11 protein-coding genes are annotated in these 13,558 nt (G+C 64.8%); 8 read left to right on the forward strand and 3 right to left on the reverse strand.

From position 1 onward, the window contains the following. Window positions 1-251 precede the first annotated feature (251 nt). A complete protein-coding gene (locus tag NO931_RS19010; RefSeq protein ID WP_256393940.1) occupies window positions 252-866 on the forward strand; it encodes a DUF7344 domain-containing protein in 615 nt (204 codons plus the stop codon). 86 nt (window positions 867-952) lie between these two features. Here NO931_RS19010 and NO931_RS19015 read toward each other — a convergent pair whose 3' ends face one another. Continuing rightward, window positions 953-2,737 (reverse strand): hypothetical protein, encoded by a 1,785-nt coding sequence (locus tag NO931_RS19015; RefSeq protein ID WP_256393941.1) that lies wholly within the window; start codon window positions 2,735-2,737, stop codon window positions 953-955. Window positions 2,738-2,996: 259 nt separating this feature from the next. Then, complete coding sequence (locus tag NO931_RS19020; protein ID WP_256393942.1) at window positions 2,997-3,992, reverse strand: phosphate uptake regulator PhoU; 996 nt, start codon at window positions 3,990-3,992, stop codon at window positions 2,997-2,999. A 304-nt stretch (window positions 3,993-4,296) separates the two neighbouring features. On the opposite strand from NO931_RS19020, the gene pstB reads away from it, so the two are divergent. From pstB to NO931_RS19045, 5 genes are all read left to right on the forward strand, one after another. Next, window positions 4,297-5,181, forward strand: coding sequence for a phosphate ABC transporter ATP-binding protein PstB (gene pstB / locus NO931_RS19025; RefSeq protein WP_256393943.1), 885 nt, complete (start codon window positions 4,297-4,299; stop codon window positions 5,179-5,181). 343 nt (window positions 5,182-5,524) lie between these two features. After that, entirely contained in the window at window positions 5,525-6,553 is a 1,029-nt protein-coding gene (locus NO931_RS19030; protein ID WP_256393944.1) for a PstS family phosphate ABC transporter substrate-binding protein, read from the forward strand. A gap of 55 nt (window positions 6,554-6,608) precedes the next feature. Further along, window positions 6,609-7,544 (forward strand): phosphate ABC transporter permease subunit PstC, encoded by a 936-nt coding sequence (pstC, locus tag NO931_RS19035; RefSeq protein ID WP_256393945.1) that lies wholly within the window; start codon window positions 6,609-6,611, stop codon window positions 7,542-7,544. Window positions 7,545-7,590: 46 nt separating this feature from the next. After that, window positions 7,591-8,505, forward strand: a complete 915-nt coding sequence (gene pstA / locus NO931_RS19040) for a phosphate ABC transporter permease PstA (protein WP_256393946.1) — start codon at window positions 7,591-7,593, stop codon at window positions 8,503-8,505. Window positions 8,506-8,611: 106 nt separating this feature from the next. Next, entirely contained in the window at window positions 8,612-9,922 is a 1,311-nt protein-coding gene (locus NO931_RS19045; protein ID WP_256393947.1) for a PrsW family intramembrane metalloprotease, read from the forward strand. 10 nt (window positions 9,923-9,932) lie between these two features. Here the strand turns inward: NO931_RS19045 and NO931_RS19050 are convergent, their stop codons facing one another. Beyond that, a complete protein-coding gene (locus NO931_RS19050) occupies window positions 9,933-10,526 on the reverse strand; it encodes a riboflavin synthase (RefSeq protein ID WP_256393948.1) in 594 nt (197 codons plus the stop codon). Between the two features lie 124 nt (window positions 10,527-10,650). Here NO931_RS19050 and NO931_RS19055 point away from each other — a divergent pair, with 124 nt between their 5' ends. Both NO931_RS19055 and nadA read left to right on the forward strand, forming a co-directional pair. Then, the gene (locus tag NO931_RS19055; RefSeq protein ID WP_256393949.1) at window positions 10,651-12,249 is read left to right on the forward strand and encodes an amidohydrolase; all 1,599 of its coding nucleotides are present in this window, start codon (window positions 10,651-10,653) and stop codon (window positions 12,247-12,249) included. 169 nt (window positions 12,250-12,418) lie between these two features. Continuing rightward, complete coding sequence (gene nadA, locus NO931_RS19060) at window positions 12,419-13,558, forward strand: quinolinate synthase NadA (protein WP_375142086.1); 1,140 nt, start codon at window positions 12,419-12,421, stop codon at window positions 13,556-13,558.

Genomic DNA, 13,558 nt, shown 5'->3' on the forward strand with positions numbered 1-13,558 from the left:
GGAGCGGCGGGCGCCATCACACGGCCGCGTCGTGCCTGACGCTACGCGGAGCGCCCGCAATTTCGAGGTTTATGCGCAACATACCGGCTTCTAACGGTAGCTTTCCGTAGACAGACCGTACATAACAATCAGAGGATGCTGTGAATCTATCGTAGAACAGTGCTACCGAGCAACCGAACTGCAAGGAAACTGTCTGCGGTACGCATCGGCCAGCCGAGAGCTTGTCAAGGGAGATCGGGAGGGAGTCGACAGTGAGCAGCGCCGCGACGCCGGGCGCCGGCAGCACGGATGCGACCCCGCGACGAACGGGAATCGACGACGAGAGCGAAGGCGACACCGAACCGCTCTCGCAGGACATCGCCTTCGAGATGTTGAGCTGCGAGCGACGGCGTGACGTGCTCCACTACCTCCGCCAGAACGGCGGTACAACCGAGTTGCGCCCGCTCTCGCGCCAGATCGCCGCCTGGGAGAACGACAAACCGGTCGAGGCGGTGACATACAAGGAACGAGCGCGCGTTCACACCGCGCTTCGGCAGGGTCATCTGCCGAAGATGGACAGCTGCGGCGTCGTGGAGTACGACGCCGATCGCGGGACGATCGCGCTGACAGAGCGTGCGAGCGATCTTGAGGTCTATTTGGACGTCGTCCCCCACGACGACATCTCGTGGAGCGCGTACTACGCCGGACTGGGCGGGCTCTCGATCGCATTCGCGACGCTCACGCTCGTCGGCGCGTTCCCGTTCGGCCTCCTGCCGGCTGGCGGCGGCACGCTGGTCGTCGGGGTCCTCCTCCTCGGATCGGCCATCGGCCACCGGCTCTACGAACGACGGATGCGAGTCGGGAGCGACGGACAGCCGCCAAGGTAGTTGTTTTAGCCCGGCGGCGCCGGCATCGGTTTCTGTTCGCGACGGATCGACGCGATCGGGAAAAAGGAGGTGCGAACGGCGGCCCGCTACGTCGAGTTGTTAGGTTCGTCGCAGGGCTTTGCCTTGAAGTCGAAGTTCGCCTGAATCTTCCCCTTCTTTTTGAGGTTCGCGTGCTTGGGGATCCACCACTCGAAGCCGATGTACCCCGTGTTGGAGTTCTCGATGCACCAGTCGTCCTCGTCGTGGTCGCCGCAGACGCCGAATCGGACGCCGGTCATCGGACGCCGTCGGCCGTGATCGTCGTTATCGTCGTGGCCGTCGTAGCGCGGCGCCATCACGGTGCCTTCCCGAGCGCGATCGAACACGGTTAGATCCGTCCGGTCGCCGGCGGCGATCTCGATCCGACAGATCGGCAGGTTACTCTCCCACTCGAAGCCGACCGGCTTGCCCTTCTTGCCCTTGATGACCTTCTTGATGTAGATGCAAAGGTCCGGAAGCGGCTTGTCCTCGTTCCGGGCGACGTAGCCGGTCCCGTCGATGCACAGCTTAACGCCGTCGTCGAGGTGTTTCAGATCTTTGACCTTCTTCTCGTCGACGCACTCGTCGACGTTGTCGTCAGTGATCCACCCAGGATCGTACTTCTCCGCAGGCGGTGTCTCCATACTGCTCGTGTTGTCCCGCGGGTAGGCGTAGTAGTGAATCCCCTCGCGATCGAAGGGGCCCGCGACGTAGGGATCGCTCGAAACGTGGACGCCCTTCTTCAGTTTGCGCAGGACCTTCTTGAGCGATCCCTGGGCGATGATCGGCTCGTAAGGCTGGTAGACGTTGTCGCCGCGGTTGTCGTGGCCGTCGCCGTTTCCGTTGCCGCCGTTACCACCGTTATCGTCGACCGCACAGCAGACGTCGATGTTGCTGATTCCCTGGCCGGTGGGCGTCGAGAACGTAGCTTCGTCGAGGATGACGGGTTCCTCGAACACGTAGACGTTCTCGCCTTCGTTTCCGCCCTTGATGCTCACGATCAGGACGGGCTCGTCCGACGACAGCGTGACGGTACCGGACGTTCTGGCGTCGACCGTGATCGTACCACAATTCCCGGTTGCATCGTCGCCGGCTACGAAGTCACCGCCGAACAGTTCGTCCCCCTCGAGGTCGCCGTCTTCGAATCGGGTGAGTCGGTCCTCGTAATCGTCGCAGTTGTAGTTCCGCGCACCGGGTTCGGGGAACCGCGGGTCGTCACCCGTGACAATGATCTCGTCGATCTCGTCGGTGTCGTCGTCGACCGGCCCCGTGACAACCGGGAAGAGAATCGGGCCGTTGTCGCCATTGTCGCCGTTGTCGCCGTTGTCCGGCGGCTCGGCGCCGTCGAACTCGTCGTACCAGACGCGCGCCCGAGCCAGATGTGCGAGCTTCTTGTCGACGTGGACGTCTTTCGCTTTGAGCTTGAGCTTCCCCGGCTGGTCACAGAGATGATAGCTCAGCGTCACCTCGCCGCCGTAGCCCGGCTTGACGCCGTGGTAGTTGATCAGCGGGTCGCCCGGGCTCGTGTAGTCGTCGTTCGTTCGCAGGTCGGAGCTGAGGGGGTTCTCGACGTCGATCAGGGCGTCACTCATCATCCCCCCGTCGCAGTAATCGATGTCGTCGTCCTGGTGGCGGTCGTTGTTCTCGTCCGGGAACGCCTCGACGTTCTTCCACTCGCCACCCTTGTAGAACGCCTCCTGCCAGTCGATCGCGACCGGAACGTCGTACTTGTCGTCGTAGTTCTTCTCGCCCGCGGCGACGCCGTGCGCGCCCAGCGCGATCCCGGCGCCGGAGGCGCCGATACCCGCGAGGACGTTGCGTCGCGTGATGTTCGGTTTGGATTCCTTCGACATGCTTTCACCGTGTGCCCCCGGTTCACCCGGGAACACCACACGAGATGCTGACCGGAGACACCCCGGTATATATACGCAACAAGATGGGTGTTAGAGAGCCACCTTCCGAAATCGAAGTCGATACATTCGAGCGCGGTCGGTGCGGTAAGGCCGTTATATCGCAAGTAAAATTACGTAGGTCGCAACTGTCGGTGCCGGGTCACAGCGGGACTCCCGAAGTAGGTCCAGACGACCAAAGCGGGGATCGAATCGGCCGTCGTCAGGGACGCGGCGCCGCCTTCTGCAGAGCAGTCTCGGCGACGTTGCCGCCGTAGTCGGCGCTCCGGGACAGCGAGTCGACGATCAGTCCCAGCAGCTGGGCCTCGTGAGGATCGAGCTCTCGAAGCAGTTCGTCGACGTGCCGGGCGCGCTCGTCGAGGGCGAGGATCGACTCGCGGGCCTCGTGGGCCAGCTCCGTCGACGTCGAACTGTCGTCGGCCAGCAACGCGTCCATCGACCGATCGACGATCTCGGCGGCGTCGTCGTGGAGCGATTCGATCTCGTCGGCGACGTCCTCCGGCACGTCGTCGAGCTTGCGCGTCAGCTGGCCGATCTTGGCGGCGTGGTCGGCGATCCGTTCGAGCTGGCGGGCCGATGAGTGATAGTCGAAACAGTCCTCACGGGGCAGCCCCAGCTCCTTGGCCGCACGCGGCGATCGCAGCGTCGCTCGGAAGATTCGCGAGACGACGAACCAGAGCCGGTCGACGTCGTCGTCGCGCTCGATGACGTCCAGCGCGAGATCCTCGTCGTTTTCGACGAGCGCGGTGACGGCGTCTTCGAGCATCGACTCGGCGATCAGGCGCATCCGCGTGACGGCGTTGGTGATCGACAGCTCCGAGGAGTCCAGCAGATCCTGTAGCACGACGCGCTCGCCGGTCTCCTCCAGAACTTCGACGCCGACGAGACTCTGGGTGGCGCTCCGGATGGCGCGACGCTGGTCGCTGGTGATCTTGGTCCCTTCCAGCGCGATGCGGTCGAAGCCGCTGACGTACATCGTCATCACGGCGCGCGTAAGTCGATCGCCCTCGAGGTCGGTGACGTCGAGCGTGCCTTCGGTGCGTTCGCTCTCGGTCTTGGGCGTCAACAGCAGCGAGTCCTCCTCGCTGTGGAACTCGACCTCGCTACCGGCGCTGACGTCGTTCTCGGTCGCCCACGACTTCGGGAGCGAGACGGTGTACGTCGAGCCGCCGGTGAGCTGGACCTTCCGCGTTTCCATGTAGAGAGCTATCGGTCGGAGTTACATAAAGACATGCAAAATCTATAGACCACATATCACCGCGAGATACCTCGAGATAGCACGAAGTAGACGTCCGCAATAGCTGACGGCACAGATCCCTACGAAGTGCCTTCCAGAATCTATGTAGCACTATATACCGATCATAGAAGCGTATTTACACCCTCGTACCCGTCCTTACCACGATGGCAAGAGTCCGCGCTGCCGTCGCCCCCGAACGGCGGCGCCAGATCGGACCGTCCGCGGCCCGTACCGGCCACAGCCCCCGAACTTCAGTGAGCGATCAATGAGTGACTCAATCGGCGATACGACAGCTCCCGAGATAGAGACGGAGACAGAGAGCGAGGTGGAAACGGGTTCCGAATCCGTCGCCGACGCGGCGGTAGGCGACGAAGCGGACCCGACGATCACGACCGTCGACAACCCGGTCGTCGAAGCCAACGAACTCACCGTCCACTACGACGACGTGCAAGCGCTCCAACCCGTCTCGATGGGTATCCCGGAGGAGGAGGTCACGGCGATCATCGGCCCCTCCGGGTGCGGCAAGTCGACGTTCCTGCGCTGTATCAACCGGATGAACGATCTGGTCGACGCGGCGCGGATGAACGGCGAACTCCGGTTCAAGGGCAAAAACGTCTACGACGACGACGTCGATCCCGTCGCGCTGCGCCGGAAGATCGGGATGGTGTTCCAGAAGCCCAACCCGTTCCCGAAGTCGATCTACGACAACGTCGCCTATGGACTGAACGTCCGAGGCGACACCGAAAACCTCGACGAGCGCGTCGAGCGGGCGCTCAAGCGCGCCGCGCTCTGGGACGAGGTCAAAGATCAACTCGACGAGTCGGGGCTGGAACTCTCGGGCGGCCAGCAACAGCGGCTCTGCATCGCTCGGGCGATCGCGGCCGATCCGGAAGTGATCCTGATGGACGAGCCCGCCAGCGCGCTCGACCCCGTGGCCACCTCGAAGATCGAGGACCTGATCGCCGAGTTAGCCGAAGACTACACCGTGATCGTCGTCACGCACAACATGCAGCAGGCCGCACGAATCTCCGACAAAACGGCCGTGTTCCTCACCGGGGGCAAACTCGTCGAGTTCGACGATACCCAGAAGATCTTCGAGAACCCCGATCATCAGCGCGTCGAAGACTACATCACCGGGAAGTTCGGATAACCCCCGCTCGACGCCGATACCCGAGTTGGCGGTGCGTTTTGCGTTCTCCGACTGTGCCTCGTGACCCGGAGTCGTATCTGTCAGTACTGCTCAATTGAACTCCGAAAACCTAGTCGAAACTACGTACGCCGGATAACGCGTACCGAGTAGGTACGAATAGAACTGACCTCTATACATGAGCGTACAGTCTCCGAAAGATGCCCGTCGACTTCGTTCGCTAAAATCTCGATAGAGGCCTTTTCGACGCCTATTTCGCGGAGTATTCGGGATCTATATAGAACTATGGTCCGGGCTATAGCAAAATTAGAACGGTATTTCAGTAGGTGTCGACTTGATACACTCGATGGCAAGCAATCGACCCGACTCGCAGCGTTCGATCGTCTCCCGACGAAAGTTCCTGGGCGCAGCCGGCGGCGCCGCGGCGCTCTCGGTCGCCGGCTGTCTCGGCGGCGGCGGCAGCGGTCTGTCGGGCGAGGTCGTTGTCACCGGGTCGAGCACGGTGTACCCGGTCTCGCAGGCCATGACCGAGGAGTTCAAGAGCGAAAACCCCGGCGTCGATCCCTCGGTCGACCCAACGGGAACAGGCGCAGGATTCGAGAACAGCTTCTGTACCGGTAGCAGCGACATCAACGGTGCGTCGCGCCCGATCACCGACAGCGAACTCCAGAGCTGTCGTGACAACGGCGTCGAGCCGGTCGAGTTCCAGGTCGCCAGCGACGCGCTGACGGTCGCGGTCAACACCGAAAACGACTGGGCGGAGTGTGTCACCGAAGATGAACTTCGTCAGATCTGGAAGCCCGACCCAGCCCAGACGTGGAGCGACGTTCGCTCGGAGTGGCCCGACGAGGAGTTCGAGCGCTACGGTCCCGCGACGACGTCGGGGACGTTCGACTACTTCACCGAGCACATCATCGGCGAGGCGCGGTCCCACACCGACGACTACCAGTCCTCCGAGAACGACAACACGCTGATTCAGGGCGTCCAGGGCGCCCCGTACACCATCGGATACTTCGGGTACGCATACTACGACCAGAACAGAGACTCGCTCAAGGCCCTGAGCATCGACGCCGGAGACGGCTGCGTCGAGCCAAGCCTCGACAACGCCCAGAGCGGCGACTACCCGCTCGCGCGCCCGCTGTACATCTACGTCAACCGCGAGGAGCTCAGAAACAGCGACGTGGTGCAGCAGTTCGTCGAGTACTACCTGACCCAGTCGTCCAGCGACATCGTCAGCGAGATCGGGTACGTCCCGGCCGGCGACGAACTCCAGCAGCAGAACCTCGACAAGCTCGAAGCCATCGTCAGCGGCGACGACGAGGGATCGGGCAATCAGTCGAGCGGGAACACGTCCAGCGGCAACGAGTCGGCCTGACCGATTCGTTTCCGAAGACGGTAACTAACCCCCCACCCTCAATAGACCTATATTCATGTCCGGAGAACAGCCCAGACTAACCACGGACGGCTCCCGCCGGTCGCTCAAGGAAAGCGCCATCAAGGCGGCGCTTTTCGGTTGTGCGGCCCTGTCGATCCTCGTCACGGGCGGGATCATCCTGACGCTCGGGATCGACGCGATCGAGTTCTTCACCCGAGTGTCGCCGGTGGACTTTTTCACCGGGACCGAGTGGAGCCCCGTGATCAAGCCGTACAGCTACGGCGTGTTGCCGCTGATTTTGAACACGCTACTCGTCACCGTCCTGTCGGCGCTCATCGCGCTGCCGGTCGGCCTCGCCGCGGCGATCTACCTCAGCGAGTACGCGAGCGAGCGGATGCGCTCGATCATCAAGCCCGGCCTGGAGATCCTGGCGGGGATCCCGACGGTCGTGTACGGCTACTTCGCGCTGGTGTACATCACGCCGTTTATCGACGACTACCTGTTCCAGGTCAGCACGTTCAACGCGCTGTCGGCCTCGATCATGGTCGGCGTGATGATCATCCCGATGGTCTCCTCGATCAGCGAGGACGCGCTCAGCGCCGTTCCGGACGAACTCCGACAGGGAGGCTACGGTATGGGCGCGACGAAGTTCCAGGTGTCGACCGGCGTCGTCGTCCCCGCGGCGGTCTCGGGAATCTTCTCGTCGTTCATCCTGGGCATCTCTCGGGCGATCGGCGAGACGATGATCGTCGTCGTCGCGGCGGGCCAGAGCGCGAAGATGATCTACCCGGGCAACATCGACGAGGTCGTCGTCTCCTCGATCGAGACGATGACCGTCGCGATGGTCAAGCTCGTCACCGGAGAGATCTCGGCCGACGCGACCCAGTACAAGGCGATGTTCGCGATCGGGCTGACGCTGTTCGCGATGACGTTCGCGCTGAATCTCGCGAGCAACCTCATCGAGATGCGCTACAGGGAGGAGTACAAATGATCGAGACGCGCTACGATACGACGCTCGACGCCGAGGTGACAGCCTGATGGCGACTGAATCGTCCGATTCGGGCTGGTTCGGAGACGGAACGGAGACCGGTGCGATCAAGGGACGGCTGTTCGCGTGGGCCTGTCTCGGTGCCACCCTGTTCGGCATCGGGATGGTGATGATCCTGCTGGTGTACGTGGTGATGGACGCCTTCGCCATCGGCCAGCCCAACACGGCGCCGTGGCTCGACTGGGGCTTCCTGACGAACGCGACGTCGCGATTCGCCGATCAGGCGGGTCTGTACCCCGCGATCATCGGCTCGGTGATGATGATGGGCGTGATCGCGCTGTCGGCGCTGCCGATCGGCGTCGGCGCCGCGATCTACCTCGAGGAGTACGCACCGGACAACAAGCTCGTGCGGTTCATCGAGATCAACATCGGCAACCTCGCGGGCGTCCCCTCGGTCGTCTACGGCCTGCTCGGACTGGCGGTGTTCGTCCAGATCATGAACCTCGGGATGGGGACCGTGATCGTCGGCGGGTTCACCGTCGGACTGTTGATCCTCCCGATCGTCATCATCTCCGCGCAGGAGGCGCTTCGCGGCGTTCCGGACTCCCGCCGGCAGGCGTCGTTCGGCATGGGCGCGACGCGCTGGCAGACGACCAAGAACGTCGTGCTGCCCGAAGCGCTGCCGGGCATTCTGACGGGAACGATTCTCGCGCTGGGTCGCGCGATCGGCGAGACGGCGCCGCTACTGATGATCGGCGCCGCCGCGACGGTGTACTCGCCGCCGACCGGGCTGTTCGATCGCTTCTCGGCGATGCCGCGCCAGATCTACGCCTGGGTCGGCATGCCGGCGGAGGCGTTCCAGTACGGCGTGATGGCTGCCGGCGTCGTGACGCTGCTCGCGGTGTTGCTCCTGATGAACGCCAGCGCGATCCTCATCCGGAACAAGTACCAGCGCGAGTCGTAACCGCCGTCGCAACTTCTCGCTGCCGCAGATTTTGTCGGTCGCCGTCGCAACTATCGTCCCGCCACGTTGGGCAAAACCTAACCGCGGGCCGTCCTATGGTCGAGACATGTCTTCGGGCCGGGACCCAGTGCAGCAGGCCGCCGGAGAAGATCGGGACCTCTACGAAGTGTCGAACTGGGAACCGCGCTCCCGGCTCGACCGGTTCATCGTGGGCATCGACGGCGGCGTCCGCCGGATCGCCCAACTGCTCGTGTACGCCGTCGCCGGGCTGATCGGACTCTCGGTGGTCGCGCTCTCCCTGTGGGTGTTGCTCGCGGAGTTCCGCATCGGGAATCTCGATGCGGTCACCGATCCCGTCGTGACCGCGCTGGTCGTGCTGTCGGTCGTGCCGGCGCTCGCGCTCGCGGGCTACGTCTGGCGCGCCGACGTGACGACCGGCGAGCCGATCGGACTGCTCGCCGTCACGTTTCTGCTGATACTGCTGCTGGCGGGGTTCGTCGCGATCCTCAACGAGCTCGGCGGGCTCGTGCTCGGCGTTCGGGAGGGCGCCTTCGGGCTCGGGACGATCCTGTTTTACTATCTGGTCGTCGGCCCCGTCGAGGAGACGGCCAAGCTACTCGCGGTGCGGCTCCACGCCTACCGGAGCGACCGCTTCGACGCCGTGATCGACGGAGCGGTGTACGGCGCCGTCGCCGGCCTGGGCTTCGCGACGATCGAGAACGCGCTGTACATCACGCGAGCGCTGGAGCCGGCGGCGACCGCGCTCGACACGATCGCGGCGGCCGACGGCATCACCGCCGCGCGAGCGCTGGCCGGCCCGGGCCACGTGATCTACTCGGGCGTCGCCGGCTTCTACCTCGGGCTGGCGAAGTTCAACCGCGAGTACGCCGTGCCGCTGGTGCTGAAGGGGCTGCTCATAGCCGCCCTGCTCCACGGCACGTACAACGTCGGCGCGTCGATCGTCCCCGGGCTGGTCTACCAGTCGACCTCGCTGTCACCGCTCGCGTCGACGATGGCGTTCGTCGTCCCCTTCGACGCGCTGGCGGGCTACTACCTCTACCGCAAGATCCGGAACTACCGCGACACCTACCGCGCGGTCGAGGCCGAGCAGTGGGACGACCGGGTCCCGCTGCCCGAACTGGCCGAGTTCGACCCGTCGACCGATAAACCCGCGGTCGGTAGCCCAGACATCGCAGATGCCGACGCCACCGCTCGATCCGCAGCGGGTCGACCGGACGAAACGAACGCCGAGAGCGGCGACGCCATGACTGAGTCCGGTACCGCAGACGAGAGCGACGACGGAACTGCCGACGCAGCCGGGGCGGACGACGAGCGGGAGCTACTGGACGCCGATCGGACCGCGGCGTCGCGGTCGGACGAGGAGAACGAGGACTCGATCGACGACTGGGAGTTCTGACCGTCGCCAGTCAGCGGTAGCCGTCGAGCAACTGCTCTGCGTACTTCGCGATCACGTCGACCTCCAGGTGGACCGGGTCGCCCGGCTCCTTCTCGGAGAGCGTCGTCAGCTCGTAGGTCGTCGGGATGATCGCGACGGTGATCGCCTCGTCGGTGCGCTCGGCGACGGTGAGGCTGATGCCGTCGAGCGTGATCGATCCTTTCTCGACGACGTACGGCGCGAATTTCTCGGGGAGCGCGAACTCGAACTCCCAGTCGTCGCCGACGCGGCGCACGTCCCGAACCTCGGCGGTGGCGTCGACGTGGCCCTGGACGACGTGGCCGTCGAACCGGCCGTCGGCCGGCATCGCGCGTTCGAGATTGACCCGGTCGCCCTCCGCGAGCGTCCCGAGGTAGGTCTTCGCGATCGTCTCGGCCGCGAGGAACGTCTCGAACCAGCCCTCACGAGATTCCTCGACGGTCAAACAGGCGCCGCTGACGCTGACGCTCTGGCCGTGCGCTAAGTCCGCGGTCGTCTCGTCGCCCGCGATCCGCAGCCGGACGCCCTCGTCGGTCTCGGTGCGGCCGACGACCTCGCCCGTCTCCTCGACGATGCCGGTGAACATGTCGTTCCGTAGGTGACCTCGCGTCGAAAGGATTCCGCATCGGCGTCACGCCGTCGACGAGCGGTGCCGCGACGTCGCGGCGGCCTCCCCAACCGTTTTGCCGATGCCGCGCGCCGGCTTTCCCATGACCGAGGCCGCAGACCTGCTCCTGATCGGAGCGGAGGTCCACACGCTCGCAGAGCCCGACCGGACGGCCGAGGCCGTCGCCGTTCGAGACGGCGAAATCGTCCGCGTCGGAGCGGAGTACGAGGTGAAATTTCTCGAAGGCGTCGAGACGAAAGTGATCGACCTCGACGGCGGCGTCGTGCTGCCCGGGTTCATCGACGCCCACACGCACATCCAACTGCTCGGCCAGTACGAGCTGCACGCCGACCTCTGGGGGATCGAGCGCCGCGACACCTGCCTCGACGCGCTCCGAGATCACGCCGCCGAGCTCGACGCCGAAAGCGAGGAGGCCGACAGCCCGGCGGACGACTGGGTGATCGGCTTCCGGTACGACGAGAGCGCGTGGGAGGACGATCGCCCGCTGACCCGAGAGGATCTCGACGCCGTCGCCGAAGACCGGCCGGTCGCCGTCTTCCGGATCGACGTCCACAGCGCGTCGCTGAACTCGGTCGCCCTGGAGCGGCTTCGCGATGACCTGCCGGACGAGGACGTGCGGACCGAGAACGGGGAACCGACCGGCGTGATCGTCGAGGACGCGCTGGACGTACTCTGGGAGCGCGTCGCGCCCGATCGGGAGGACGCCCGCGAACTGCTGGACGCCGCCCAGAAGCGCGCCCACCGGCTGGGCGTCACCGGCGTCCACGACATGGTTCGCAACACCGCCCTGCCGTGGGCCTACCGTGCGCTCGACCGGGAGGACCGCCTGCGCCTGCGCGTCCGGCTCAACTACTGGGCCGATCATCTCGACGCCGTCGCGGAGGCCGGACTGGCTCCCGGCGCGGGCAGCGAGTTCGTCCGAACGGGATCGATAAAGAGCTACACCGATGGATCGATCGGCAGTCACACCGCGCGACTGCGCGAGCCCTACGCTGATCTGGACGGGGGTGACGCCGACGCGGACGCCGACCGGCACGGCCAGTGGGTGATCGAACCGGACGAGCTACAGGAAATCGTCGCGGACGCCGCAGCGTCCGACTTCCCGGTCGCGGCGCACGCGATCGGCGACGCCGCCATCGACGCCGCGCTGAATGCGTTCGAAGACGCCGGCGCCGCACCCGGAGATCCGAATCGACGCTACCGCGTCGAACACGCCGAACTGGCCGACGACGAGCAACTTGCCCGGATGGCCGACGCGGGGATCGTCGCCTCGGCCCAGCCGAACTTCCTGCAGTGGGCCGACGAGGGCGGGCTGTACGACCGCCGCCTCGGCGTCGAGCGGCGCAAGCGGGCCGACCGGTTCCGGCTCTGGCTCGACGCCGGCGTCCCGGTGGCGTTCGGCAGCGACTGCATGCCGATGGATCCCCTGTACGGCGTCGACCACGCGGTGAACGCGCCGACCGACGCCCAGCGTCTCTCGGTGATCGAGGCGTTGCGAGCCTACACCTACGGGAGCGCGTTCGCGGCCGGCGACGAGAATAGGTTAGGGACGATCGAAGTGGGGAAGAAGGGAGATTTGGTGGCGCTGGAACGCTCGCCGTGGGAGCACTCCGAGACGATCGACGAGATCGGCGTCGCGCTGACCGTCGTCGACGGTGACGTGGTGTACGACGGCCGCTGATCTCTCTTTCGGATGACTGTCGAGTGGAACGTTCTTCACAGCCCAACACCAGCAGGTATCTCCGCCGAATAACAACTTCGTCGGTCGAAATGATCTCCAGCAGCTTATTGAAAACAAAATCTTTTCAATACTGCTCTCTGAAGTTGCTAGCAATCACTGGTGGCTCACCGTGGCACGAATGGAAACAGCCGACATCGAAACCGACCTCAGCCTCTTCAAGTACGACAACCTCGAACAGCTGCCCGAACAGTACCGGGAGCTGGACGAGGCCGAGCGGTCGGAGCGCATCGAGGCCGCGCTCGACGCGCTCGGCGACGACGTCGTGATCCTCGGCCACAACTATCAGCGCCGGGAGATCGTCGAGCACGCCGACTTCATCGGCGACTCCTACCAGCTCTCGAAGGAGGCCGCCGCGGCCGACGCCGAGTACGTGATCTTCGGCGGCGTGACGTTCATGGCCGAGAGCGCCGACATCATCACCGACGACGATCAGACGGTGATCCTCCCGAGCATGGAGGCGTCCTGCCCGATGGCCGGGATGGCCGAGGCGCTGCAGGTCGACGCCGCGTGGGCCGAGATCACCGACGCCGCGCCCGACGAGGAGATCATCCCGATCACGTACATGAACTCCTACGCCGATCTGAAGGCCTTCACCGCCGAGCACGGCGGCGCGGTCTGTACCTCCTCGAACGCCCACCTCGTGTTCGAGTGGGCTCTGGAGAAGGGCGACAAGGTGCTGTTCCTGCCGGACAAGCACCTCGGCGAGAACACGGCCCACCGGCTCGGCCTCGAAGACGAGACCGCCGACTGGGATCCGTGGGATCCCGAGGGCAAGGACGCCGAAGAAGTCGCCGAGTCGGATATCATCCTCTGGGACGGCTACTGTCAGGTCCACGAACGCTTCCGCGAGAGTCACATCGAGAACATCCGATCCGAGCACCCCGACGCGAACGTCGTCGTCCATCCCGAGTGCCGTCGCGAAGTCGTCGAAGCCGCCGACGTGGTCGGCTCGACCAGCACGATCTGCGAGGTCGTCGAGGAGGCCGATCCCGGCGATCAGTGGGCGATCGGCACCGAGATCCACCTGACGAACCATCTCGACCGCTGGCACCCCGAGGTGGAGGTGCTGCCGCTCTGCGGCGACGCCTGCATGGACTGCAACGCGATGCGCCAGATCGACCCCAACTACCTGACCTGGGTCCTCGAAGAGCTCGTCGCGGGCCGCGAGCGCAACGTGATCGAGGTCGCCGCGCGCGAGAAGGAGCTCGCCGAGGTGGCGATGAACCGAATGTTGGAGCTGCAGGGGTGA

Source organism: Natronoarchaeum rubrum (assembly GCF_024494695.1).

Excerpts from the sequence above, each read along its gene's own strand:
- NO931_RS19050 (WP_256393948.1), bottom strand. The coding sequence starts at position 10,526 with ATGTTCACCGGCATCGTCGAGGAGACGGGCGAGGTCGTCGGCCGCACC.
- NO931_RS19030 (WP_256393944.1), top strand. The coding sequence starts at position 5,525 with ATGGCAAGCAATCGACCCGACTCGCAGCGTTCGATCGTCTCCCGACGA.
- pstB (WP_256393943.1), top strand. The coding sequence starts at position 4,297 with ATGAGTGACTCAATCGGCGATACGACAGCTCCCGAGATAGAGACGGAG.
- NO931_RS19055 (WP_256393949.1), top strand. The coding sequence starts at position 10,651 with ATGACCGAGGCCGCAGACCTGCTCCTGATCGGAGCGGAGGTCCACACG.
- NO931_RS19045 (WP_256393947.1), top strand. The coding sequence starts at position 8,612 with ATGTCTTCGGGCCGGGACCCAGTGCAGCAGGCCGCCGGAGAAGATCGG.
- pstA (WP_256393946.1), top strand. The coding sequence starts at position 7,591 with ATGGCGACTGAATCGTCCGATTCGGGCTGGTTCGGAGACGGAACGGAG.
- pstC (WP_256393945.1), top strand. The coding sequence starts at position 6,609 with ATGTCCGGAGAACAGCCCAGACTAACCACGGACGGCTCCCGCCGGTCG.
- NO931_RS19020 (WP_256393942.1), bottom strand. The coding sequence starts at position 3,992 with ATGGAAACGCGGAAGGTCCAGCTCACCGGCGGCTCGACGTACACCGTC.
- NO931_RS19015 (WP_256393941.1), bottom strand. The coding sequence starts at position 2,737 with ATGTCGAAGGAATCCAAACCGAACATCACGCGACGCAACGTCCTCGCG.